Raw genomic sequence first — 24212 nt, forward strand, 5'->3', positions numbered from 1 at the left:
GTAGAAAGCCCAACCGTTACTGGATAATCCGCATGGCATCTACCTATGAAACGATCTACGGTGTTGTGAAAAAGATCCCGCGTGGATGTGTGGCGACCTATGGGCAGATTGCGGACCTTGCGGGACTTCCCGGGCAACCTCGGCAAGTTGGCTATGCCCTCAATGCGCTACGGAGAGTTCACTCAATTCCCTGGCATCGGGTGATTAACGCCAAAGGAGAAATCAGCCAACGGTCGCAACCAGGATGTGAAAAGCTTCAGCGGAGGTTGCTTGAAGGTGAAGGCCTTGAGTTTGATGGGCGGGGGCGTGTATCTCTGGCTCAATTTTGTTGGAAACCAAGAACAAGAAGGTGATTGAAATGCAACATGTTTCGACCGTTTTTCGACATGGTATCCTTGTGACCTTGCTGGTCCTGATGCAGAGCTGTGCCGGGCCGCAATTTCAACCAGCGTCGCCAGATGCTGGAAACGCCTTGTTGTACATTTATGAACCTTCAGCGCTTTTGTCTGATGGGGAACATAACCTGGTTGCGGTGAATGAAAAAATTGTGGCCGAGGTAGAGCCTGGTAGTTATTTTGTGATGACCATCCCGCCCGGCCGGATTTCCATTACCCGCAAATTGGTTTCAACTTTTGGTCTGTTGTCCCCAAGCGCTCATATTGGCCTATGGGAGGGATTTGTCGAGGTGGAAAGTTTTGGAGCCAAAGGCGGACAACGATATTACATTCGCTTTCCCGAAGGTGTCTATGTAGAAGATGAACAACGGGCGCTTGACCAATTGTATGGACTCAAATTATTGCAACCCTATCAGGAATAAGTATTAGCCTCATATCTCATTCATCTATGATGTAACCCAAAGGGGGTGCCATGGCGATTCGGCTGTGTTCCTATAACATTGAGTGGTTTAATCATCTTTTTAATACCAATAACTCCATGAAAACCGGCCAGGAGTCAGTGGAACGCTTAGAGGCGATTCATAGGGTGTTGAAGCAGGTCAATCCCGATTTGATTGGGATTACTGAGGCTCCGAATTCTACCTCCACGGGAACACAGTCTACGGTCACGAAACTTGAAAATTTTGCTTCTCATTTCGGACTTCGCACCAGCAAAGCTAAGGTCGGATATATTTCCGGCGGCGCGCAGGAAATTGCCGTTTTGTATGATCCTGCCATTCTGACGGTGTCGCATGCTCCTGGAGGCTCAACGACTTCAAAGTCCAATCCGCGGTTTAATGGGGAGTACCAGTTTGATACAGACGATGATCGTATCAAAGAATTATACAACCACTATCGCCCTCCGCTTGAAGTCAAAGTGAAAGTAAAGGCATCTGGAAATGAATTTCGGGTCATCGTTGCTCATACGAAATCCAAGGGTATCTTCAGTAGCGTCGACATGGTGCACCTGGAACGTGAGTCGCGGCGGAATCGCCTGAAAATTTTTGCGGAATGCAGCTGGATTCGCCGTCGTGTGGATGAATGGCTCGACAAGGGGTATCACGTCGTGGTGATGGGGGATATCAATGATGGACCCGGGATGGACGAATATGAAATGCGGTATGGTCGCAGTGGGGTAGAAATCCTGATGGGAAGCATTTTTGAACCCGAACGACTTCTTCGCAATCATGCGGGCAAACCGAAATGGGGAAATTTAGGGTGGGCGCCTTCGTCGGTGCGGTTTAAGGATCGAATCACGGAAACCTATATTAACGTGCTGATCGATCATATTCTTATTTCTTCTGGTCTGAAAACGTCAGGGCAGACACCGTATCAAATTTGGAATCCCTATGAGAATGATGTGGCTAAGCCTTTCAAGGTTGATCTCTTGAAGGCTTCCGATCATTTTCCTATTAGTATTAATCTGAATGTATAGTGATGGATGACTGAAGTAGGTAAATATTTTGCGTTTATGAGAAGTGCGTTTTGATGAGCGAGTTCGTTGAATATCTGAAAGAGGTCTTTATTGATTTCGGCCAGATACAAGCCCGCAAAATGTTTGGCGGGTATGGCATCTATCACCAAGGAGTGATGTTCGGATTGGTCGCCGATGATCGGTTATACTTGAAAACAGATACCGAGACCGCGAAAGTTTTTGAAACCAAAGGCTTAGGACCCTTTGAATATGACAAAGGTGATAAAATGGTGAAGATGTCCTATCACTTGGCCCCTGATGAACTGTTAGACGATCCTCAAGAGGCGGCCATTTGGGCGAAACGGTCATATGATGTCGCCGTTCGGGCAAAGACTCTGAAGAAGCCCAAATCTCAAAAATCCAGAGCGTGGGGGAGAAATTAATTAATGAACGATCAAATGTTTAAGAAACTGTGGGGGCTGCGACTTAGCTTGTTGGTTATGCTGTTGATCGGACTGAGTGGGATTGGCCTCCATGCAAAGGCAAAGGGTCCAACACATCAGATTTCCGTGACGGCCACGGATTTTAAATTTATGCCCAATATCTGGACTCTTCAATCAGGACAGCCAGTATCCATAACGTTTATGAATCACGGGGTTCAAGAGCATGAATGGGTGTTACTTAAACAGGGGGCTGAGGTTGTTTTGCCATTTGATGACGATGACGAAAGCAAAGTCTATTGGGAAATTGAATCAGGTCCGGGGGCGACGAAGGAAGGCAGGTTTGTGGTACCGGCTCAGCCTGGAAGCTATACGATTGTCTGTGGAAAGCCCCGCCATATCGAACGAGGGATGAAAGCTACCTTGTTGGTCGAGTGAGAGAAGGGACCTGTAGACTTATCTTTATAGCCGTTCTTCGTCGAGATCGATTGCCTCGACCCATTTCGTAATCTTGGGTAATTGGTCGACTGATACACCTCGTTTTTCAGCGATGCCAGTCAGAAGCGCGTTGAAGCGTCCTTGAGCCATGTCATTCTTTGGCTCTCCATTGAGGACCATCTCATTCCATTGCCTTTTTTCCTCTTCTGTCATGGATTTTCCATGACCCTGAACCCATGCCAGGATTTCCTCGTCCGTTCCACCTTCAAGGACACGCTGTTCTAGCACGTCTCCCTTGATCCCCAAATAATCAAGCAAATATTTATCGAATCCGGTGGTCAGATAATTGTATTCTTGTAGAAGTCCAGAATGACGCATTCGAATTTTATCAATTAATCGACCGAGATGGCAGAGGCCACCGAGTTGTTCTTTGGGACTTCGGGGATAGGCTGACGTGCTCATTAGAATGCTCCTTGTCGGATGAATTTTTCTTCTCTGAGGTTTCATTGTCATAGCAAGACTTTAGAGGTTGGAGCAAGGAACAGCTATGCCAAAATGGAAGATCGAATAGTCAATGGAAGCCTGATTGAGCCAGGATTTTCACATCCTGGTCCCTTTCGGCACGGGGCTTGCTTCCTACTAGGAATGAATAGGAAGCGAAGAATCAATATTTGTTAATAAATCAAGTAAACGCTTGCCTGTGGAGGTCATTCTTTAAGGAGGGACCGTATGGAGATTTCTGGTTACTGGGAAAAAGATGCCCGGGTGATTTCTCTTTCTGGTGAAATTGACCCATCAGAATGGAAGGTGCTGGAAGCCGCTTTTCTTGCGGCGCAAGTTGCGCAACGGCGACATATTGTTTTGAATCTAAGCCAAATGGTTGGTGCAGAACCATGGATCATTGTGAAACTGTTTTTCAGTTATCTGCAGCTTCGGCAACAGGGGATTCGATTAAGTTTAGTCAACCCCCAACCCTTTATCCGCAAAAAGTTAGAACCCACCAATATTCCCGCGTTTGTCGATTACTTCTCCACCGAGCAAGAGGCATTGAAAGCCGCCTAACCTTTCAAAAATTCGTTAATTAAACTTCTATCTCTGACCTTTGACGCGATTGCTTCGTAATTTGTTAGACTAAAGAGCGGCTTGGAATCAAAGAAGAATTACGCCTGAAAAAGTGGCCTTGGTTTCAACCTTGAGAATTATTGTGTCCATGTGAATGGGAAGGAGCCGGTGATGATAGGTGGTCAATTATTTTTGGTTCGATGGATGGTGCTGATTGGACTGTTGTTTTGGGTGAATTCTATTTCACCAGTTAATGCAGAAAGCCAAAGTAGTCCCACGGTGAGGGCCGGCAAACAGGTATCTTTTGAATATACTCTCCGCTTAGATGACCAAAAAATATTGGATTCCAATGTTGATGGTGAGCCGATTTCCTATCTTCATGGTCTTGAACAATTGATGCCTGGCCTTGAAAATGGTCTTGAAGGATTAGGGGTGGGGGAGTCCAAGAAAATTATCGTCCAGCCAGAAGATGGGTACGGACCTATCGATGAACATGCGTTTATGGAGGCGGATCGGGCGCGTATTCCCCAAGAATCGTTACATGTGGGGGCCATTGTTGAAGGCCGGGATAGTACGGGGCGTCCGCTGTATCCCCGCATCAAGGAAATTAGGGAGACTGAAGTCATTCTTGATTACAATCATCCTTTAGCAGGAAAAGTGTTGTATTTTGATGTGAGGGTCTTGGACATTAAAAAACCCGAGGTTCCTCCGCATCATGAATAACCCATGGGGCTATTACGGTAGACTTACTTAATTCCGATCACCATCGAATCCGGACCGGCCAGGTGCTCAACTCGCATTTCTCGAAATCCTGTTTCTTTCATCCAGCCACAACAATCTGCCCCGGTGTAATCAAAGCCTCCAGGTAATTCAATTAGCATATTAAGACTCATGAGCAGTCCAAAGGCATTCTCACGCCGTTCATCGTCGATCAGTGCTTCGAACACTATTAAGGCACCGCCCGCAGGCAAGGCATCATAGGCTTTTTTCAACAACATTCTCTTTTGCGCCAGATCCCAATCATGCAGAATATGTCCCATGGATAAGACATCGGCGTGAGGTAACGGATCGTGGAAAAAGTCTCCAGGTATAAACTTAAACCGGTCGCTGAGCCCAAACGAGGCGAGGTATTCTTCAAAGATTGTTCCAGTGAGGGGTAAATCAAAGCCCCCACCCGTAAGATGTGGATGGGCTTTCGCCACTTGTGCAATCAGTCCGCCTTGAGCCGAGCCAATGTCCACATAGGTCTGATATTTTGCCCAAGGAAACTTTCGGGCAATGGCCATACTGGCTCCCATGCTAATGCCGGTCATGGATTGCAAAAAACTTTTCAGTTTGGCTGGATCGCTATAGAGCGTTTCGAAAAAATTTCCTCCTTCTTTTGCTTCATTTTGCGGCTTTCCGGTTTTGAGCCCCTCGGTGAGCGATCCCCAAAATCGATACAACCTTGCATTGGACATTTCCAAAAATCCACCAATGTATGAGGGTTTTGCCTTATCCAGAAATTGGTCGGCATCTGAAGTATTGGAGTATTTCCCCCCATGGCGTTCCAACATGCCTAATGCGACTAACGCATCAAAAAAATCTCGTGCGCTTCGAGGATGAAGGCAGAGCTGTTGTTGTAAGGTGTCAGCATCTAAAGGGTGCTTCGCTAGGACGGTAAACACTTCCAGTTCCACGGCACTGAGCAAGGTCTTGGCTCCCCAAAATGCCATGCCAAGTTGCATGATTTTTTCTGGTGTTGGGATGGGAGGCATGAGGATACTTCCTTTTGAAATGGTCAGGATTTGGAAAATTCAGACAATACCATTAAAAATATGTCGTAAGAAGAAGGGGGCATTCATCATATTGGTTTTACCCCAATGATGTTCGAGGAGCAAGAAGCGTGTGGTTTGTGTACGAACGGAGAAGCGGTTGCGCTGATGTATCCCCCTCAGTACACTCGATTTGAGGTTGTAAATGAACAGTACATCTTTGCAAGAAATTCTTTCTAAACAATCGAACCCGAGTCTGGGGTTGTACATTCACATTCCCTTTTGTCGGGTTCGATGCCAATTTTGTGCTTTCTATGTGCAGATACAACAGGAAGAAAAGATTCTGGCCTTCCTGACAGGGCTGGAAAGGGAAATTACATTGTATGGAAAAAAGGTTGGATTGGAAAATGTTCCCGTCACTTCAGTGTATTTCGGGGGAGGAACGCCGACGGTGTTGTCCTCCAGGCAACTGCTTCATATTTTGGATGGAATACACTCCAACTTTTCAGTTCAAAGTGATGCTGAAATCTCTCTGGAGGCTCACCCTGGGGCAATGAATCGTGAAGATTTAGATTCGCTACGATCCGGTGGTTTCAATCGGCTCAGCATAGGGGCTCAATCATTTGATGATCGAGAATTGCTTCAATTGGGGGGGCGATCCATGAGCCTTACCACCCATGCGGCGGTGGAAGCGGCTCGTCAGTCTGGATTTGAGAATATCAGCCTGGACCTCATGTATGGATTTCCCGGACATACCACTCCTTCCTGGAAGCGCACTCTAGACGTCACGATAACCTTGGCACCGACTCATCTGTCTTGTTATGCGTTTACCGTTGATGAAGGTTCGCAAGTGTACGAAAAGGTAGAGGGTGGGACTCTGTGTGCTCCCGATGAGGAAATGCAAACCAGGCTTGCAGAGTTTACACGTGAGTACCTAACGGTAGCCGGGTATCAACAATACGAAATTTCCAATTTCTGTCGTCAGGGTTTTCCGTGTCACCATAATCTTCGGTATTGGCAAGGTGATTCGTATTTAGGATTAGGCCCCAGCGCACAGTCCTTTGTCAGTGGGGTACGATTTGGGAATTTAGCGGATCTCGACTTGTATGGCTCCACATTAGCTGGAGGGGCCGTCCCTGTGGAGCAAGTCGAAGTGCTCGATCCCCAAGAAATACAGCGTGAGCTTATTGTTTTTGGTCTAAGAACGATTCAGGGCGTACCTATGGAACATATTCAGAATCTTTCCCGTGGGGATGTTCAATGGGATCGGGCCTTAAATACCTTGAAAAGTCAGGGACTACTGGCGGAGGCTGAGGGATGTATGCATTTAACGAATAAAGGGATTCAATTCGCCGATAACGTGGCAGTAACGCTGTTATAGCTATCGGCCAGGTTAATTCTGATCCGGTTGACTGACTTCTTCCGAATCCTTCTTGTCCATGGTTCGACACAAATCATCAAGCCATTTCCCAGAGCATTCTAAGATTTCGCGGATCATCGGTTCTGGGTGTTTGGTCCGCCGAATGGTCCATTGGCAAACATATTCCAACAAATGTTCTCGATCAAATGTTTGTGTTGATGTCTGAGCCAGGCTGGTCAATTCCTGGAGGCCGGTTTCGACAATATCTTCGATGGTGTCTCGACTGTGAGATGTTCGTGCGGTGACGTACTGGATTACCCGCTGGATTTCTTGTGGTTCCATAAGGAAAATATCAAGAGGGGGTTATCATGATAAAAAGCCGTGATATTGTGAATGGGATTCATTGTATGCATCTCACCTAAAAACTCTCAAGCGTCATACAAAAGCTCTCTTTTCTTTACTACTTAGATGCTTAAAAATTAGGCATTTTGCTAGGTTCAGCTTGGTTCTTGGTTGGTGGGTTTTTATAAACATGGTTATCCACATTGGATCAACAGAAGTTGTGGAAACTGCATTAAAAAATACACGAAATATTTCTATTTTAAAAAATTTAAGTTATTCTTTAGGTAATTGCATTTCGTCCATATTTTACAAGCATATTAAGCTGTTTATTATATGAAGTGTTGACTGGGTGTTGTAAATGAAGTCACAGAAAACTAAAAGTAAGACTTGAATGGAAGAATAGAGTATAGAAATCGTTATCCACAGAATTCAGCAGGGTTTTTTCATTGACGTTTGGGATTATTCCCATAAGTACAGAAGAATATGGAATTAGGAGAAATTATTCCCCTTTGAAATGTTAGCTAGGATCCCCCAAATTTCCATATGCTTTGAATTCCCAAGACGATCAGAGTAAGGATTGCTCCCACAGAAATAAAGAGGAGCAAGGTCAGTCCTATCACAAACACCCAGTCTCCTGATGTGGTAGGGGAGGCGCTGCGGGTAGTATGCCGGCGCAACAATTGTGCGTTTTTTTCATTGCTGCGAAACCAAACTGAAAACAAGTCTCCAAAGCCCGGTATGGCGCCAATGACGGTATTCAGTCCCATGTTGAGCGCCATTCGTACCATAATAATTTTGGGAACCTGTAATTGGGTGGCGAGAAATAGGATTGAGGAACCAATCAGATTAGCGATAATGTCCCCGGCACCGGGAAGAAGGCCGAGCAGGGGGTCTAGGCCGATTCGTATGCGTGTCCCTGGGATCAAAAATGCGGAATCCATGAGACGTGCGATAAAATCGGCGAAGGCTCGAATTTGTTCGCGATCCTGGTCTTCTTCAAGAACTGGTTCAACCGTCGGTCTTCTATATTTTGTCTGATCATCCATATTCAAAATTCTGTATCTCTATGGTAGAGAAATGGTAACGCCCGATGAGGGCTTCATTCAACCGACAAGATTCTCTTGACACTTGTCCGAATTGAGGGGCACTGTAGGGTCTTGGGTGAAAAACGTTTATAATTTCAATAGATCGTATTCATGAATACCTTTATTCCGCGCCCACCCCGTTTGTCAAAATCCCGTTTTCTCTCTGGTCTACAATGCGAAAAAAGGCTGTATTTTGAAGCGCATGCTCCTGAATTAGCCAGTGAGATCGATGGCCAACGTCAAGCCATGCTGGATATGGGGCGGCACATTGGTGATACGGCCCAATTATGTTTTCCTGGTGGGCAACTCGTGACCGAGGGATATCGTCAATCCGGAGCAGCTTTGGAACGGACGGCGACCCTCATGGCCAACCCTGACATTCCCGCGATTTTTGAAGCAGCATTTCAATATGAAGGAACCCTTATCCGAGTCGATATTCTCGAAAGAACCGCGGAGCAGACCTGGCGGCTCATCGAGGTCAAGGCGTCTTCCCGGGTGAAGGCTGTCCATTTTGATGATTTGGCTGTTCAGGCCTATGTGTTACAGGGGGCGGGAATTGCCATCTCCAACATTTGTTTAATGCACATGAATCGGCATTATGTCTATCAGGGGGATGAGGTGGATCTTCGGCAGCTCTTTGCCATTGAGGATCTTACGGAAGCCATACTCCCGCGATTACTTGAAATTCCCAGTCAATTAGAACGCATGCGCGCCCTGTTGTTGAGGGAAAATCCTCCGGAGAGAGAGCCAGATGGCCATTGCCATACGCCTTATGAGTGTCCCTTTTGGGATCATTGCACCAAGGGAAAATCTGAACGATGGATTTTTTATTTGCCCGGGACAAAGGACGTGGTCAGACGAATGATGAAGCAGGGAATCGAGCGAATCGACGATATTCCCTCCCGGATAAAATTGTCGGCCTTGCAGCAGCGCATGAAAGATAATGTCGAGTGGATTTCCCCTGAACTTCCACACATTTTGTCATCGGTGGAATATCCTGTACATCATTTGGATTTTGAAACATTCATGCCGGCGATTCCCCTGTACCCACGAACTCGTCCTTACCAACCAATTCCCACCCAATGGTCGAATCATGTGGAATTTGAGAACTTTCAATTACGCCACGAGACCTATTTATGTACCGATCCGCACGACCCGAGGGAGGATTTGGCTCGGGCTCTTCTCGATTCCTTGGGGACAGTCGGAAGTATTTGTGTGTATTCCGATTATGAAAAATATGTATTAACAGCACTGGCCGAAGCTTTGCCATCGTTGCGTACCGAACTCCTTCAGTTAACCCGCCGCCTGTGGGACCTTCTGGCGGTGATTCAATCACATTATTACCACCCCGGTTTCGGAGGGTCGTTTTCTATAAAGTCGGTATTGCCCACATTGGTGCCTTCGTTAAGTTATTCGAATTTAGAAATCCAAAATGGAGCCTCAGCATCTGGCATCTATCATCAGATGGTTTTTCGGGAAACCGATTGGGTGGAACAGCAGAGATTAGAGGCAGCACTACACGAATATTGTGCGCGAGATACCTTGGGAATGGTGGAATTGCGTCGGGTGTTGGCTGAGAAGGCACGACGCATGGCGCCTTCCCCAACATCACCGACTCATTCTGCTTGATGTTGAATGGGCTGCAGGCTTAAATGTCGATGACCCTGAGCCCAAATCTCCTCCATTGACCCAATGTGACCACCTTGTTAGAATCGGCCCACATGTCATACTATTGGGCATGCGCGGTGAAAGAATTGCCAGTGCCAAGTCCCTCCGTACCCGACGCATGCTTCCCTTATTCACACACTCATAAACTGTGATCATGATTCGGATTCTGGTCTTGCACGGTCCAAACTTAAATATGCTTGGGGTGCGTGAAGAGAATATTTACGGAACTCAAACCCTCAATGATATCAATGGTATGCTTGCCACATGGGCCAAGGATGCCGGGGTTCACCTCGAAGCTAAACAATCCAATCGTGAAGGGGAATTGGTCACCTGGATCCAGGAGGCCAGGGGGCAGTTTGACGCTATTGTCATCAATCCCGCTGCCTATACTCACACCAGTATCGCCTTACGAGATGCGGTCTTAAGTGCGGAGATGCCGACCGTAGAGGTCCATCTTTCAAATATTTATCAGCGAGAAGAATTCAGACAGCACTCCTATTTAGCAGGAGTGGCGCTTGGGCAGATCAGCGGTTTTGGCTCAACCAGCTACTTATTAGGGGTGCAGGCTGCCCTTGATCATATCCAATCAAAACTACAATCTTCACCCTCATCGTAAGGAAACGGTCGAGGGAGATCATCAGCATTGAAAAGGATGAGATATTGTGATTTCAACATCTGAATTTAGAAATGGCGTCAGGCTTGAGATTGATGGCGCGCCATTTTACATTGTCGAGTTTCAACATGTGAAACCTGGCAAAGGCGGGGCCTTTGTCCGGACCAAAGTGAAAAATCTGAAAACAGGACAAGTCCTGGAACGCACGTTTCGATCTGGTGAAAAATTTAATGAGCCGGATATCGAGGAATTTGCCATGCAGTTTTTGTATGGAAGCGGCGACTCCTATACGTTTATGGATACCAGCACTTATGAACAGGTGACCTATGAAAAAAGTCAACTTGGAGATAATACCGATTTACTGAAAGAAGAAACCATTGTTCAAATTTTGACCTATCAAGGAAAGCCCATTTCTGTAGAGTTGCCGACGTTTTTGGAGCTTAAAGTCGTGGAAACTGACCCTGGGGTTCGTGGTGATACGGCGAGTGGGGGAACCAAGCCTGCCGTTGTGGAAACAGGGGCCACGATAAAGGTTCCTCTCTATTTGGAATCTGGCGAAGTTATAAAAGTTGACACCAGAAGCCGAGAATATGTTGAACGGGTACGGTAATCTTAATGGAGATGGCGCCGATTTCATTTTTTTGAAAAGGGAGTAATTTTTAAAAAATCAGGTTCTTATGAGAAGTGAACAACGTAAAGAGATTCAAGACCTCGTTCAAATTCTTACCGATCAAAATTTGACGGAGATCGAGGTTGAACGCAAAGATTTGCGGATTCGAATTCGGAGAGATCATGCGCCAATGATTTCCACTCCGCCAGTATCGGCTCCTCCCGTGATAGAGTCTGGTGGGGAAACTGCCCCTCAAATTCCTAAGGAATCCTCCGATGTTGGCAATGCCAGACTCTTAACCGTCACATCTCCCATCGTCGGTACCTTTTATCGTTCACCATCTCCTGATGCGGATGCCTATGTGGAAGAAAATGATATTGTGAGTAAGGGACAGGTTCTTTGTATTGTCGAGGCGATGAAGTTAATGAACGAGATCGAATCCGAAGCCGATGGGCGTCTGGTCAAAGCGCTTGTTGAAAGTGGGGCCTCAGTGGAATATGGCCAACCTTTATTTTTAATAGACCCCATTACCACTTCCTAGCACCATGATGCATTGGGGGGCTCAATGTGACCCCATTCATGAATTCCTCAATTTTTCTTTCGCGTCCCGGAAACGATATTGAAAGTGTGTAGGTAAAGGATCAAGGTGTTTAAGAAAATTCTCATTGCAAATCGCGGGGAAATTGCGCTTCGAATTATTCGAGCCTGCCGAGAAATGGGCATTAAGTCGGTAGCCATTTATTCGGAAGCTGATTCCCGGTCTCTGCATGTGCGCCATGCGGATGAACAGGTCTGTGTGGGGCCTGCAGATAGTGCACTGAGTTATCGGAATATTCCCAATGTCTTAAGTGCGGCCGAAATCACCGGAGCGGATGCCATTCATCCGGGCTATGGGTTTCTTTCCGAAAATGCCCACTTTGCCGAAGTCTGTGAATCTATCGGCATTGCCTTTATCGGACCCTCCTCGAAACATATTTCCTTGCTGGGGGATAAATCCAAGGCGCGAGAAACCATGATAAAACATGGCATTCCCGTGATGCCGGGTAGTGAGGGAGAAATCGATAATCTGGATGATGCGCGACGTGTTGCCAATAAAGTCGGCTATCCGGTGATTGTGAAAGCCTCAGCCGGCGGAGGCGGGCGAGGTATGCGGGTCATTACGAGAGAAGAGGATTTGGATCGAGCGATTCTTGCGGCCCAAGTCGAGTCCCGTGCGGTATTTGGGTCTGACGGGGTATACCTCGAAAAGTTCTTTATTGATCCGCGTCATATTGAAATCCAAGTGTTGGCCGATGAACATGGTCATGTTGTGCACTTAGGCGAACGGGACTGTTCCGTGCAAAGGCGGTATCAGAAGTTGGTTGAAGAGTCTCCCTCGCCAGCCGTCGATGAGTCTCTGCGCCAGGAAATGGGAAAGGTGGCAGTCAAAGCGGTGAAGTCTGTGCATTATCGAAATGCCGGGACCGTGGAATTTTTGTTAGACCAAAGTCGAAAATTTTATTTTATGGAGATTAATACACGGATTCAGGTGGAACATCCGATTACGGAAATGGTGACGGGTATTGATTTGATCAAAGAGCAAATTCGTATTGCGGCGGGGCTTCCTTTGACGATTCGGCAAAAAGATGTACGCATGATTGGCCATAGTTTTGAATGTCGAATCAATGCCGAATGCTCGGATACGTTTACGCCAAGTCCTGGTCCGGTTCCCCGTTTTTATGCACCAGGAGGTCCAGGCATTCGGGTCGATACGGCCATGGAGTCCCCGGGGTATGTTGATCCGAGTTATGATTCCCTGATTGCCAAGCTGATTAGTTATGGGCGTGATCGGGAAGAGGCTTTAGCACGGGCTCAGCGAGGACTCGATGAATTTATCATTGAGGGGGTAAAAACGACACTTCCTATTTTGCGATTGATACTGGGCGATCCGGACTTTCAAAAGGGCCGAGTCTCCACGGGGTTTTTGGAACGGTTTATGGCCAACCGCCGATCGTAAATTTTCTTCACGCCGTGCCTACCTTTAACCTTCATGGTGCCTATCTTCTTTTAGACGAACAATGGGCTTCACAAGTTTCTCTACTTCGAGTGCTTGAAATCGCGGCACAATGTGGCGTGCGTCTGTTTCAATACCGAAACAAGATAGATTCGATGCGTGATGCGTATCAAAAGGCGAAACCTTTGCGACAAGCCGCATTAGACATGGAAACTATCTTTATTGTGAATGATCGGTGCGATTTAGCCTTATCGCTTGAAGCGGATGGAGTGCATCTTGGGCAAGAGGATCTCCCAATAGACCTGGCAAGAGAAATTCTAGGTCACGAAAAAATTATCGGCATCTCTACCCATCGACCAGAAGAAGTAAAAGCCGCGATGGCAGAAGGTGCGGATTACCTCGGCTTCGGCCCGATCTTTCCAACCTCAACAAAGGCTGATCACGAACCCGTTGTAGGGGTTGAAGGGTTGTCCTACGTTCGCAATTTAACAACATTGCCTATTTTTGCTATCGGCGGGATTTCGCTAGATGTTGTACCAGCAATTCAACAGGCAGGGGCCAATGGTGTGGCTGTTGCTTCGGTGGTGTATCGTTCGGAAAATATTCAACAAACACTTCAACACTTAGTCAAGTTTTTTCCTGCAAAATACTCCTGAGTTGGGTAATAGCTGGATCGCTCGCCAGCTTGCTCACCCCTTGCTTCCACTCACTTTTGAATAAGGGTTCAAATGCGATGGGTCCCACTACGGGAGTGCCACTCAATTCTCGTATTAATTGAATCGTCGAATCCCTTTGAAGTCGTTCATCGTTGTTATTTTGAGGGGCTGATGATTGATTAAGGACGACCCCAAGGACCTCAATGTCCAGATCCCGTAAAGCATGAAGCGATAGCAATGTGTGGTTCACGGAGCCTAGCGTGGGACGGCTAACGACGATGCAGGGGATTTGAAGATGTCGAATTAAGTCTCTCACGGTTTCTTGTGTCGTGAGCGGGACCATGACTCCACCAGCGCCTTCCACCAAGACGAAATCGCTAGTTCGTAAGAGTTCTTCATGGGTCGTGACGATATGTGAGAGGTCGATGGGTTGGTGATGTTTCCGACTGGCGGCCAATGGGGCAATCGGTTCGCGATATTGATAAAGAGAGGGCTTGTCGGGTGGGGAGGGGCTATTGAATAAGCTCTGTAACCGTGAGGCGTCATCCCTCGGGTCTTTGAGGGAAGTTTCGACTCCTGTTTCTATAGGTTTCATGACTTCCACGCGGAACCCCTGATGTTGGAGGGCCATGCCCAGTGCTGCGGTGACGGCGGTCTTACCAACTCCAGTGTCGTTTCCGGTAATGAAAATACTCCTTCTGCGAGGTGGGTTATGGTGGGAAAGGTTACTCATGGACAAAGGTCTTCACCAGATTCGACTGTCGAGATTGAAACATTGGCCTGAAATATCTTTGGACGTGGCCAAGTGAAAAATATGGTCCGCAGTTTCTCGAAGGTTTGGGGTTCGGCCAAGCAAATGATCATTTAATGTTTCTGGTGAAGGGAAGGCATCACCAGATAGTATTGAAGGGTGCCATCCTGGGAACACGGCATTGACGCAAATATTACTTTTTCCCCATTCATGGGCTGCCGATCGTATCAATCCTAATATTCCCGCTTTTGTTGCTGCGTAAGCTGTTTGTCCGATGTCTCCTTGAGTACTGGCAAGGGAACTCACGACAAGGACTGATCCGTATCCTTGGTTATGAAAAATTGATCCTACCTGTCGCAAACAAAAAAATAATCCCGTGAGGTTGATTTGAATGAGCGTATTCCATTGTTCGGGGGATGTGCGAATGGTGGCCAAATTCTTGGTTTCCCCCACGGACCAAATCAATACGTCGATTTTGCCCCAATGCTCCATGAATCGATTAATCGCATTGGCGACTTGTTGCGGGTCTTGAACATCCGCATGGTATAGGGAGTGGGTTTCTTCTTGGTCATAAAAATGTGCGTAGATCTTTTTGGCTGAATCATCGTGTTGATGGTAATGGATGCCGACTTTCCAATTCATTTCGGCAAATCTCATACATATGGCGCCTCCAATGACCCCAGAGCCACCCATGACGAGTACGGTCTTGGGATCGATTGTCGAGTTTGAATTGTGGGCATTCATAGGACAGGATAAATCGTAGGTTCGTGGTTGGCCAAGATTCCGTGATTATCACTAACCATTAGTGGGAAGGCAAACTTTTCCAAGGGTCGATATCTTGCAGCAGCAAGATCCCTATGGTAGTTTGATTTTAAGTGGAAGAGAGGGAATTCCCGCCGAATATCAGATCAAACACCATTTCCAATTTTCATTGAATACGCCATGTTGAGGAATAAAAAATTTCTAAAAACCTGTTTTGAAATATAAATGGTAGGAGGTTGTTTCGTGCATTATAACCTACAGGTTCAGGTCAAATGGGCTAGGATCTCTGCTGGAGGCCTTGGGTTGGCATTGCTGCTGAGTTTGGGATTGGCCTATGGTCAGCCCGGACCTACGCTCATTCATCAGGCGGAGGAGTTTTTTCCCGATCAAATCGGCAACGAATGGCGTTATCAAGGTCGTATTGTTGAAGGGAATGTGAACCAGATTGCGGATTCCACCTTTGAGAATATATCTTCCGTGACCGGGATGGAAATGAAAGATGGTGTCCAGGTGACGGTCTTTCATGATACCAATCCTGGCAATCAAAATCCGACGGACAGTTATTATCTTCGGGATGCTGCAGGGATACGTTATTACGGCTCTAAGCCGGGGACGATGTTAGAACAACAATTAGTGCCCTACCAAATCGTGCGATTTCCGTTAGAAATTCCGAGTTCGTTTGAACAACTGAATCGTACAGGGTTAAATCTTGGATTGGATCTTGATCATGACGGCCAAGCGGAGAAAGTGGACGTCTTGGCGACCGTGACTATTCATGGTCAGGAGCCGATCACGGTTCCCCTTGGAACCTATAAGAATGCTGTGCGCATGGAAGCCCAAATGAAGCTGCTGGTACATTTATCCCGGGCAGGTACGCAAGTGAAAGGATTCGACTCCATGACTATATGGTTTGTCAAAGGAGTTGGTTTGGTGAAATATGCCGAGCGTCAAATGATTCCCAATCCTCAAAGTGGGAAAGATCGAATTATTGAAATTACTGAAGAACTTGTGGAAGCCAAATTACGAGGAGGCACTCAATTATTGAGTCGGAGCAAATCCACGTCGCATGGTGTTCTCACTCGTCACACGTTGGACCATGAATTGTTGCAGATACCCTTCCCCTCCCGCCTTGGTGCCCACCCCTGACAGACGATGTCCGCCAAAGGGTTGACGGCCAACCAGTGATCCTGTGATGGGTCGATTGATGTAAAAGTTTCCCACGTCGAATGATTCCCGAGCCTTTTGGATATTCATGGGGCTTCGCGAATAAATTCCTCCAGTGAGTGCAAAATCTGATTGCATGGCCATCGTCAATGCGGCTTCAAATGACTCGGCCTTTAACACGGATACCACAGGTCCGAAAATTTCTTCTTGCGCCAGTCGGTGATGCGGTTGAATGTTCCCAACGATCACCGGACCTTGAAACCACCCCTCTTGGTCCATCACCCGGTCGAGCAGCACTTTCCCCTCTTGATGAGCAATATCCACATATTGCCGAACCTTCAGCAATGCGCGTTCGTCGATCATGGGACCCATATGATTTTTGGGATCTTCCGGAGCTCCCACATTCAAGCTGCGAGCTGCTTGAGTCAACCGATCAATAAAGTCTGCATATACCGGCTCCAGTGCAATGACTCGTGAACATGCCGAGCATTTTTGGCCTTGATATCCTGTAAAGGAATAGAGCACTCCCTGTACAGCCTCGTCCAAGTCCGCGGTCTCATCGATGATGATGGCGTTTTTTCCACCCATTTCTGCAATGGCATGAGGCACATGATGTTGTCCTGGTGCCACTTTGGAGGCTTGTTGGATGATGTGCAGTCCTGCTTCCTTGGATCCAGTAAAGGCGATGACGTGAATTTGGGGATGCGAAACCAGGGCTTTCCCAACCTCAGGTCCACCAGGCATGAAGTGAAGGACGCCGGAAGGCAAGCCGGCTTCTTGGAATAGTTGAAACAGGTGGTAGCCCATCATCGGGGAACGTTCGGAAGGTTTGAATAGTACTGCATTGCCTGTGACTAAGGCAGAGGACACAAGACCGGTGGGAATGGCTAATGAAAAATTCCAAGGAGAAATGACCACGGCAAGCCCACGAGGACGCCATTCGAGATGGTTGAGCTCCCCAGGAGCTTGCCCAAGTCGTTGGGGGCGACCCAAGCGACGCATATCGCGAGCATAAAATTCGAGAAAGTCGATGGCTTCGGCAATGTCGCCATCGGCTTCTCGCCAGGGTTTGCCAGTTTCAAAGATTTCCCAAGCTACCAACTCATGGCGCCGTTGACGGATCAATTCGGCGACTCGACACAAATAATCCGCACGGGTATCCGGCGTCGTAGTCCGCCAATGTTTCCAGGCTTTTTGTGCGGCTTGAATGGCGGCCTCGACTTGCGTTGGAGCATAGATGGGTATGCGCGCGATAATGTCCTTTGGTCTACTTGGATTCGTAGAGACAATTTCGTCTTTCAATGATCCAAGAGAGGAAGGGACAGGAAAAATTATAGTCTGCCCAAGTTCCTTTTTGACCTTCTCAAGAGCGTGACGCATGGCCTGTCGTGCTGGTTCTCGTGAAAAATCAGTATGTGGCTCATTTTCAAATGGTGATTGGACGTTTTGAGAATGAGGCAGAGGGGGCGATCCCGAAACAGAAAAGGGTTGTGGGGGTGCCAATAAAACCTCTAGGGGAGTTTCGTGATCTCGCTGCTTCGAAATGAAGGATTCATTCGATGTATTTTCCAACAGACGTCGAACAAGGTACGCCATCCCTGGTATGAGTTCTCCCACGGGAGTGTACACGCGAACCCGGCGCCCATATTGCACAACAGCATGTTGCAAGCTCTCGGCCATACCGAACAGCGATTGATATTCGTAATCCTGTGGGCCGAAGTTATTTGCTTGGGCGATGGCTTCTGCATGGGCCAGGCTTCGTAAATTATGAGTACCAAAGGCTGGGCGGAATAGGGTGGGGTGGGCAAATAGTTTACCGCTGATGTATTCGAAATTGGCATCAGTTTCTACTTTGTGCCGTAAGACGGGAATTGGCCAACCACGCTGTTCGTTTTGAATATTTTCTGCGTCCCAATAGGCACCCTTGACCAATCGAATCGTAATGGGGGTGCCCCGTTGACGGACCCAATCAACTAATCGATCAAGCGTGATGTCGGCATCACGAAGATAGGTTTGGAGAGCAATTCCGGCATAAGGAAAATTGCGATAGTCAGGTTCAGAAAGAATACGCATAAAGATTTCGTAGGTGACATCTTTAAGTTCGTATTGCTCGAGATCGAAGGTGATCGAAGCCGGAAGTTGAGTGGCAAGATTAAGGATGGGGCGTAATCGGGAAGCCACCCCTTCAAAACTGCCTTCAGGGTCAGCCGGGTCAAGCTGTGAATAGAGAGCAGAAATTTTAATTGAAAGATTGGTCCGAGGAAGCAAGCCGTGATGGTCCTGTTCCAATAGTGTATTAGTGGGCCATCGTTGAGCATGATCATGAAACACTCGAAGGGCATCGAGGCAATGATCTCGATAGGCATCTGATTCAGACTCACTTACCGTGGCCTCACCAAGAAGGTCAACCGAGGCACATCGCCCAGATCGCCAAAGTTTCTCAAGAACCGGCATTGCATTGGCCATGGAGTCACCGGCCATAAATGTATGGGCCATACGCAGGAATTGCCTACGCAGTACCAGGGCCCCAATATGCGACCCAACCCAAAAACTGGGAAGTTTATTGAGGGACCATTTCAATGGTTTGGGAAGGATTGGCGTACTACCAAAATATTCCGCGAGTACCCGAGTAAATTGTTCATCGGTTTTTAGTGTAGGCAGAACATCCACAAATCGAAACAATTGCACCTTGAAGTCCTCATCCCGCATCCCCCAGTCCATAAGCAAGTCGTTCCACCAGCGTTGGCTAAGTATTGTTGTGGTACTGGCCTTTGAATGTTTGGCGAGGGTTCGGCCGATTTGTTGAATGGATGATTCGAGGAAATTTTCAGAGGTCATATTCGTCCTCCCTAGTCTGTCATAAACATTATACCTTTTCGGTATGTCCGGAGTAAGAGTACAGAGGGAGGAGAATGGTCTTGGGACCTTAAAATCAAAAGACAGTTCTCGGGAAGAACTAAAAATCCTAACAGGGGGAATATGAGATCAAAAATAAGAGGAATTAGATAATGTGGGTGACTTACGAAGAGACCACTTCTGTGCAGGAGGTTATGGCTCGGAACATGGTTTGACCAGGCGTGCGGTGATGTTGCCGTTGGGACCCAAGTTGTTCACAAACGTGCCGGATAAGGCTCGGTCTTTTTCGCTAAACAGCAGGCTTTCTTCTTGAATAATTCCCCGAGGGAACACCCATCGAATGTAGACTGTATCACCCTGGACTTGAATGGTCGCAGGTCTGGGATCCATCCGGTCATACTGCGAGGGTGGGGGGTAAATCATGAGGGTTTTGTGATCACCATGGTTTTGATGGTTATGAATGAGCCATTGCCAGGTGCCACAGAGCCGGAAGAGCCCCTGAGCATTCGTTTGTTCTTTTTGCCATTGTCGTAATTCATTCCAGAGGACTCGGGCTTGACGCTCTGTTTCTATTTGTAGCTTCATCAACGCTGTACGCAAGAAGGCTTGGTGTAAGGGAAGATAATATTGATGGACATAGCGTGCCGCGTAGGAATCTTGGTCCGCCGATGAAACTTCATGATTGTCCGAGGTGTTTGTGGTCTCCATCCTCCAATATTCATATAACCGTTGGGTAATACCTTGAATTCCCTCCTTCTTTGCGATGGTCAGCCATCTTATATTTCCATTTATTTCGGCGGAGTATTGTTGGTGAAGATAATGGGCATAGTCCGGAAAATCAGTCAATGATGCATTTGGGGATTCTTGAACATTTTTGAGTTCCAGGTAGATCGCAGCCCATTGTTGGACGTGATGCAGCGTAGATTGTGGTAATACACTTTTAACCCAGTTTAGTTGTGCCTTCGATGTCTTTGGAGGTAAGGATTCTGGACTCGCTTTTTCTGTTTGAAATGTGTTTTCCAATTCAGTGGCATAATGCCATTCGGCTGTATTCGCGCTTAGTTCAACCATTTTTTTAATAAGAAATTCTGGTAGTGGCGTGTTTTTCCGGGAGCGATTTCGAAACTGGGAGCTTGGAAGTGCTTGGACAAACGGTCCCATAATGGACTGCACTAGCTCTTGGGCCTGGGAGTCCGATGTCACTTCATGAATTGCGGGAGATGCCTTTAGCAAAAAGTGTTCGAAGTTCAACTCTTGCGCATGAGCGGATGATGGAAAAAGTGTCAGGTGAAATCCTTGGGCATAAATAAAGGAAAACACGCAAGCCGCGAGGAACATTAGTCGCGATGCCGATCCAGAAACTATTTCTGAAAGAATAGGTCTTGGTGGTTTGGGCCTAAAGGATGGGAAGGAAATGGGGCGACGGAGAAAGCCACACACGGTTACACGTCGGTTTAAACCTTGAGGACCTTGTTGATGAACGCCAAGGTTTCTTCCCACGCCTTTTCAGCGGATTCGGCATGGTAGACATCGGGTTTGGATTCATTAAAAAAGCTATGAGTTGTCCCAGGGTAGGTAATGATTTGGAGGTTTTTGTCCGCATCGTCCGCAGCCGTTTTGAAGGCATCGAGTTCGTCCTTAGTGACCAGGTCGTCTTTTTCTGCCGCATGAATCAGCAGTGGACAGAGCATCCCTTGGATATGCTCTAGGGAGCTTGTTGGGTTTCCATAGAACGCTACGGCAGCTCGTAACCGTCGCCTGCGACACGCAAATCGAATGGCGAGGGTCCCGCCAATTCCAAATCCAATGACGGCATGAAAATTGCGTCTTGTCTGATCGAGCAGTTCGTCTTCGGCAATGTTTGTGTTGAGCCATTCACAAGAGGCATTAATGTCTTCGAGGACCGTTTCTTGGTCCATTCGGTCAACCAGGGCATCGGCGACTTCGGCATTAGCGGTAATCATCCCTCCCTGGCGTCCGTAAAGATTGGGGATTAATACCACATAGCCCTCACAGGCCAATCGAGTGGCCACCGCCTTTATCTGTCCATTGAGCCCCCAACGCTCGTGGAGTAAGACAATTGAGGGGAATTTGCCCTTTTCTTGGGGGAAAAAATGCACCCCTTCGACTTGAGCTTCTTTGGGGATCCGAGTTTGGGCATAGGGATCCACCATTTTGTCCTTATGAGTGTCAAAAACCCCCTTACTCGAAAAGCGAACCGAACTGAAACCGATTTGGTTTGGAGTAAAAGGAGTCTCACGTTTTAACATGGGATTTTTCCACTTTCTAATGATTTAATCGCTAAAGGGACAGGCTATTAAGACCGAAAAGAACTATATCGACCGTGTCAAAGTCTTGTCAACGAAACCCTTCTCTCAGCGCGATGAGAAGGAACACACTATAAGGCCCCAAAAACCTAAGCAATTGATGGCTCATTTCGGAGCATATTTATTGGTGATTTTTCACTCAAAGTAAGGACGATCCCTATGCGTAATCCAATGTTGAAAATGACAATGTCCGTGACCTTGACCATTGCGTTGATCGCCACAGGGTGGGGGTGTACGCAAATGTCAGCGGAGGAGAAAAAAGTTGAACATATCTCAAGGGGACAGGCTTATTTCGCTGAGGAAAAATATCGGGAAGCCCTGATTGAATATAAAAACGTCGTGCAGATCGATCCGAAGGATGCCAATGCGCATTATCAATTGGCGCTGATTCATATGAAACTTGGGGGAATGAGTGACCTCCAAGCGGCATTTGGGGAATTGGCCACCACTGTTGACTTAGATCCTTCGATTCAAGATGCCCAAATTAAATTGAGTGAGTTTTACTTATTAGCCAAACAACCGGAAAAAGCCCGAAAACATGCGGATATTGTATTGGCTTCTGCGCCTCAAGATCCTAAAGGGCATTTATTGCGGGGAAGGTCTCTGATCATCGAAAAAGAATTTGATCAAGGAATTGAAGAATTTCGACAGGCCATTCAACTCGATCCAGATAATACCAATACATACATTGATTTGGCCAAAGCCTATATTGGATTAAAAAAGCCTGAGGATGCCTTTGCGGCGCTCAAGGAAGGGTTGGCGAAACAACCAAATTCCACGGAGTTGATCTTAACCTTAGGTGATATTTACCTCATCACCGGGAAGGTCGATGAGGCGGAACAACGGTATCAGAAGGCGTTGGAGTTGGAACCGGACAACGAGGCCTTTTACATTAAACTGTCCCGATTTTATCAGTTAGTGCGGAAATGGGAGAAAGCTGAAAAGACCTTACGCCAATTAGTTGAGAAAAAACCGCAAAGTGAAGTGGGGCATATCCAACTAGGGGAATTTTTCGTTCAAATAGGAAAAGGGGATGAAGCCATCGCCCATTTTCAAAAGGCGTTAGACCTTAAACCTGACTCAGAAGTGGCTCAGGAAAAAGTCATCACTTATCATTTGGATGCCGGAAATCTCGACAAAGCTCAACCCCTGATCCAAGGGCTGTTGGATAAAAATAAGAATAACCTCTTAGGGCGGGTGTCCAACGCCCGAGTCCAAGTCATGAAGGGGAATGTGAGCGAGGCCATTGCGACACTGCAACGCGTGATTAAAGAAGAGCCTCGAATGGCTATGGCTCATCACTATTTGGGTATTGCTCATGCAGCGAATAACGATGGGGCACAAGCCGTGCACGAGCTTACTGAGGCGGTGAAGCTCGCGCCCAATATGATCGCGGCTCGTAATGCTTTGGCCGGAATTCGTTTGGCTGAAGGCTCCTATGATCTGGCGATTGAAGGGGCCCAAGCGGCGTTTCGTTTAAACACACGAAATCTTCCCTCTGTTCGTGTTTTGGCTGAAGCCTATTTTCGAAAAGGGGAAATTGCCAAAGCGAAAAAGGTATATGAAGCGATTGTTGAACAACTACCCATGGATGCATCCAGCCAATATCGCTTGGGTGTGATCGCGGCTAATGATAAGGATTACAAGGGGGCCTTGACACATTTTGAGAAGGCGGTCGAAGGTAATCCGAATTTCGTGCAGGCGGTCTCTCAAATTGCGGCGGTGCATCTGACTCAGGGCAAAGCAGATAAAGCTCGTGAACGGGTCATGAACCAAATTAAAACGGTGCCGGATAATCCTTTGCTTCACAACCTCCTTGGTGGCCTCTGGATGCAAGCCAAGAAAATGGATGAAGCTGAACAGGCCTTTCGAAAGGCCATCAGCATCGATGATACGGTTCAAATTTCTTATATGAATTTGGCTGAATTGTATCGCAAGACCGATCGCGTGAATGATGCGGTCAAGGAATATGAAACGGCATTAGCCAAGAACCCCAAACTGGTATCGGCCCACATGATGTTGGGGATGATTGCCGAGCAGCGGAAAGATCATGAAGGAGCTAAAGAGCATTATCGCGAAACCTTGAAAATAAACGACACCTTTGCTCCGGCAGCGAACAACTTGGCCTGGATTCTTGCCGAGGAGGGAAGTAACCTGGATGAAGCGTTGTCTTATGCCAAAATTGCTCGTGAACAACGACCCAGTGATCCGAATATTGCCGATACGTTAGGCTGGATTTACTATAAGAAAAATGCTTATTTGAAGGCCGTGTCGTATTTGAGCGAGGCTGCGGAGAAATTGCAAGACAATCCCACTGTCTACTATCACTTGGGAATGACCCAATTGAAAAAGGGAGATCCAGCAGAAGCGAAGAAGGCCCTTAGCAAAGCCCTGAAGCTGAGTGATCGTTTCCCCGAAGCCGAAGAGGCAAAAAAAACGTTAGCTGAATTATAAGAAGTAACCGTCGTAAAATAAATAAAAAA

The 24212-nt window shown here is 47.2% G+C and carries 25 protein-coding genes; 16 read left to right on the forward strand and 9 right to left on the reverse strand.

Annotation, left to right across the window (positions count from 1 at the left end; translation table 11 throughout):
* Window positions 1–32: 32 nt before the first annotated feature.
* Genes PPG34_RS01675 through PPG34_RS01695 form a run of 5 tightly spaced genes read left to right on the forward strand, consistent with a single transcriptional unit; the run spans window position 33 to window position 2726 of the window.
* Window positions 33–353, forward strand: coding sequence for an MGMT family protein (locus tag PPG34_RS01675; protein ID WP_313831397.1), 321 nt, complete (start codon window positions 33–35; stop codon window positions 351–353).
* 5 nt (window positions 354–358) lie between these two features.
* Window positions 359–817 (forward strand): DUF2846 domain-containing protein, encoded by a 459-nt coding sequence (locus PPG34_RS01680; protein WP_313831398.1) that lies wholly within the window; start codon window positions 359–361, stop codon window positions 815–817.
* A gap of 50 nt (window positions 818–867) precedes the next feature.
* Window positions 868–1869: an endonuclease/exonuclease/phosphatase family protein gene (locus PPG34_RS01685; RefSeq protein WP_313831399.1), complete on the forward strand. Its 1002-nt coding sequence runs from the start codon at window positions 868–870 to the stop codon at window positions 1867–1869.
* Between the two features lie 53 nt (window positions 1870–1922).
* A complete protein-coding gene (locus PPG34_RS01690; RefSeq protein ID WP_313831400.1) occupies window positions 1923–2291 on the forward strand; it encodes a TfoX/Sxy family protein in 369 nt (122 codons plus the stop codon).
* Between the two features lie 3 nt (window positions 2292–2294).
* Window positions 2295–2726 carry a cupredoxin domain-containing protein gene (locus PPG34_RS01695; protein WP_313831401.1) on the forward strand — a complete coding sequence of 144 codons (432 nt, stop codon included), beginning with the start codon at window positions 2295–2297 and terminating at the stop codon, window positions 2724–2726.
* A 24-nt stretch (window positions 2727–2750) separates the two neighbouring features.
* On the opposite strand, the gene PPG34_RS01700 is transcribed toward PPG34_RS01695, so the two are convergent.
* Window positions 2751–3188 carry a DUF5069 domain-containing protein gene (locus PPG34_RS01700; protein ID WP_313831402.1) on the reverse strand — a complete coding sequence of 146 codons (438 nt, stop codon included), beginning with the start codon at window positions 3186–3188 and terminating at the stop codon, window positions 2751–2753.
* Between the two features lie 267 nt (window positions 3189–3455).
* Between PPG34_RS01700 and PPG34_RS01705 the strand changes: the two genes are divergently transcribed.
* Together PPG34_RS01705 and PPG34_RS01710 are read left to right on the forward strand one after the other, a co-directional pair.
* Complete coding sequence (locus tag PPG34_RS01705) at window positions 3456–3788, forward strand: STAS domain-containing protein (RefSeq protein ID WP_313831403.1); 333 nt, start codon at window positions 3456–3458, stop codon at window positions 3786–3788.
* Between the two features lie 171 nt (window positions 3789–3959).
* Complete coding sequence (locus PPG34_RS01710) at window positions 3960–4511, forward strand: FKBP-type peptidyl-prolyl cis-trans isomerase (protein ID WP_313831404.1); 552 nt, start codon at window positions 3960–3962, stop codon at window positions 4509–4511.
* Between the two features lie 23 nt (window positions 4512–4534).
* Here PPG34_RS01710 and PPG34_RS01715 read toward each other — a convergent pair whose 3' ends face one another.
* Window positions 4535–5545, reverse strand: coding sequence for a methyltransferase (locus PPG34_RS01715; RefSeq protein WP_313831405.1), 1011 nt, complete (start codon window positions 5543–5545; stop codon window positions 4535–4537).
* Between the two features lie 202 nt (window positions 5546–5747).
* Here PPG34_RS01715 and hemW point away from each other — a divergent pair, with 202 nt between their 5' ends.
* Window positions 5748–6923, forward strand: coding sequence for a radical SAM family heme chaperone HemW (hemW, locus tag PPG34_RS01720; protein ID WP_313831406.1), 1176 nt, complete (start codon window positions 5748–5750; stop codon window positions 6921–6923).
* A 12-nt stretch (window positions 6924–6935) separates the two neighbouring features.
* Here the strand turns inward: hemW and PPG34_RS01725 are convergent, their stop codons facing one another.
* Both PPG34_RS01725 and PPG34_RS01730 read right to left on the reverse strand, forming a co-directional pair.
* The gene (locus PPG34_RS01725) at window positions 6936–7244 is read right to left on the reverse strand and encodes a hypothetical protein (RefSeq protein WP_313831407.1); all 309 of its coding nucleotides are present in this window, start codon (window positions 7242–7244) and stop codon (window positions 6936–6938) included.
* 521 nt (window positions 7245–7765) lie between these two features.
* Window positions 7766–8290: a DUF4112 domain-containing protein gene (locus PPG34_RS01730; RefSeq protein WP_313831408.1), complete on the reverse strand. Its 525-nt coding sequence runs from the start codon at window positions 8288–8290 to the stop codon at window positions 7766–7768.
* Window positions 8291–8440: 150 nt separating this feature from the next.
* Here PPG34_RS01730 and PPG34_RS01735 point away from each other — a divergent pair, with 150 nt between their 5' ends.
* The 6 genes from PPG34_RS01735 to thiE all read left to right on the forward strand — a co-directional run bounded on the left by PPG34_RS01735 (window position 8441) and on the right by thiE (window position 13869).
* Window positions 8441–9958, forward strand: a complete 1518-nt coding sequence (locus tag PPG34_RS01735; protein WP_313831409.1) for a DUF2779 domain-containing protein — start codon at window positions 8441–8443, stop codon at window positions 9956–9958.
* A gap of 193 nt (window positions 9959–10151) precedes the next feature.
* Entirely contained in the window at window positions 10152–10613 is a 462-nt protein-coding gene (aroQ, locus tag PPG34_RS01740; RefSeq protein WP_313831410.1) for a type II 3-dehydroquinate dehydratase, read from the forward strand.
* Window positions 10614–10659: 46 nt separating this feature from the next.
* Window positions 10660–11220 carry an elongation factor P gene (efp, locus tag PPG34_RS01745; protein WP_313831411.1) on the forward strand — a complete coding sequence of 187 codons (561 nt, stop codon included), beginning with the start codon at window positions 10660–10662 and terminating at the stop codon, window positions 11218–11220.
* A gap of 67 nt (window positions 11221–11287) precedes the next feature.
* Window positions 11288–11761 carry an acetyl-CoA carboxylase biotin carboxyl carrier protein gene (gene accB / locus PPG34_RS01750; protein WP_313831412.1) on the forward strand — a complete coding sequence of 158 codons (474 nt, stop codon included), beginning with the start codon at window positions 11288–11290 and terminating at the stop codon, window positions 11759–11761.
* 105 nt (window positions 11762–11866) lie between these two features.
* The gene (gene accC / locus PPG34_RS01755; protein ID WP_313831413.1) at window positions 11867–13216 is read left to right on the forward strand and encodes an acetyl-CoA carboxylase biotin carboxylase subunit; all 1350 of its coding nucleotides are present in this window, start codon (window positions 11867–11869) and stop codon (window positions 13214–13216) included.
* Between the two features lie 14 nt (window positions 13217–13230).
* A complete protein-coding gene (gene thiE, locus PPG34_RS01760; RefSeq protein WP_313831414.1) occupies window positions 13231–13869 on the forward strand; it encodes a thiamine phosphate synthase in 639 nt (212 codons plus the stop codon).
* On the opposite strand, the gene bioD is transcribed toward thiE, so the two are convergent.
* The gene (gene bioD, locus PPG34_RS01765; protein WP_313831415.1) at window positions 13841–14602 is read right to left on the reverse strand and encodes a dethiobiotin synthase; all 762 of its coding nucleotides are present in this window, start codon (window positions 14600–14602) and stop codon (window positions 13841–13843) included. The genes thiE and bioD overlap by 29 nt on opposite strands.
* Window positions 14603–14614: 12 nt before the next feature.
* Window positions 14615–15364, reverse strand: a complete 750-nt coding sequence (locus PPG34_RS01770; RefSeq protein ID WP_313831416.1) for an SDR family NAD(P)-dependent oxidoreductase — start codon at window positions 15362–15364, stop codon at window positions 14615–14617.
* A 261-nt stretch (window positions 15365–15625) separates the two neighbouring features.
* On the opposite strand from PPG34_RS01770, the gene PPG34_RS01775 reads away from it, so the two are divergent.
* Window positions 15626–16528, forward strand: a complete 903-nt coding sequence (locus PPG34_RS01775) for a hypothetical protein (RefSeq protein WP_313831417.1) — start codon at window positions 15626–15628, stop codon at window positions 16526–16528.
* Here the strand turns inward: PPG34_RS01775 and PPG34_RS01780 are convergent.
* The 3 genes from PPG34_RS01780 to PPG34_RS01790 all read right to left on the reverse strand — a co-directional run bounded on the left by PPG34_RS01780 (window position 16421) and on the right by PPG34_RS01790 (window position 21672).
* Window positions 16421–19384, reverse strand: coding sequence for a proline dehydrogenase family protein (locus PPG34_RS01780; RefSeq protein ID WP_313831418.1), 2964 nt, complete (start codon window positions 19382–19384; stop codon window positions 16421–16423). The two genes, PPG34_RS01775 and PPG34_RS01780, sit on opposite strands and share 108 nt — an antisense overlap.
* 210 nt (window positions 19385–19594) lie before the next feature.
* Entirely contained in the window at window positions 19595–20740 is a 1146-nt protein-coding gene (locus PPG34_RS01785) for a hypothetical protein (RefSeq protein ID WP_313831419.1), read from the reverse strand.
* Window positions 20741–20856: 116 nt separating this feature from the next.
* Window positions 20857–21672, reverse strand: a complete 816-nt coding sequence (locus PPG34_RS01790; protein WP_313831420.1) for a dienelactone hydrolase family protein — start codon at window positions 21670–21672, stop codon at window positions 20857–20859.
* A gap of 216 nt (window positions 21673–21888) precedes the next feature.
* On the opposite strand from PPG34_RS01790, the gene PPG34_RS01795 reads away from it, so the two are divergent.
* Complete coding sequence (locus tag PPG34_RS01795; protein WP_313831421.1) at window positions 21889–24183, forward strand: tetratricopeptide repeat protein; 2295 nt, start codon at window positions 21889–21891, stop codon at window positions 24181–24183.
* Window positions 24184–24212: the final 29 nt, after the last annotated feature.

The organism is Candidatus Nitronereus thalassa, from assembly GCF_032191465.1.
GTDB lineage: Bacteria > Nitrospirota > Nitrospiria > Nitrospirales > UBA8639 > Nitronereus > Nitronereus thalassa.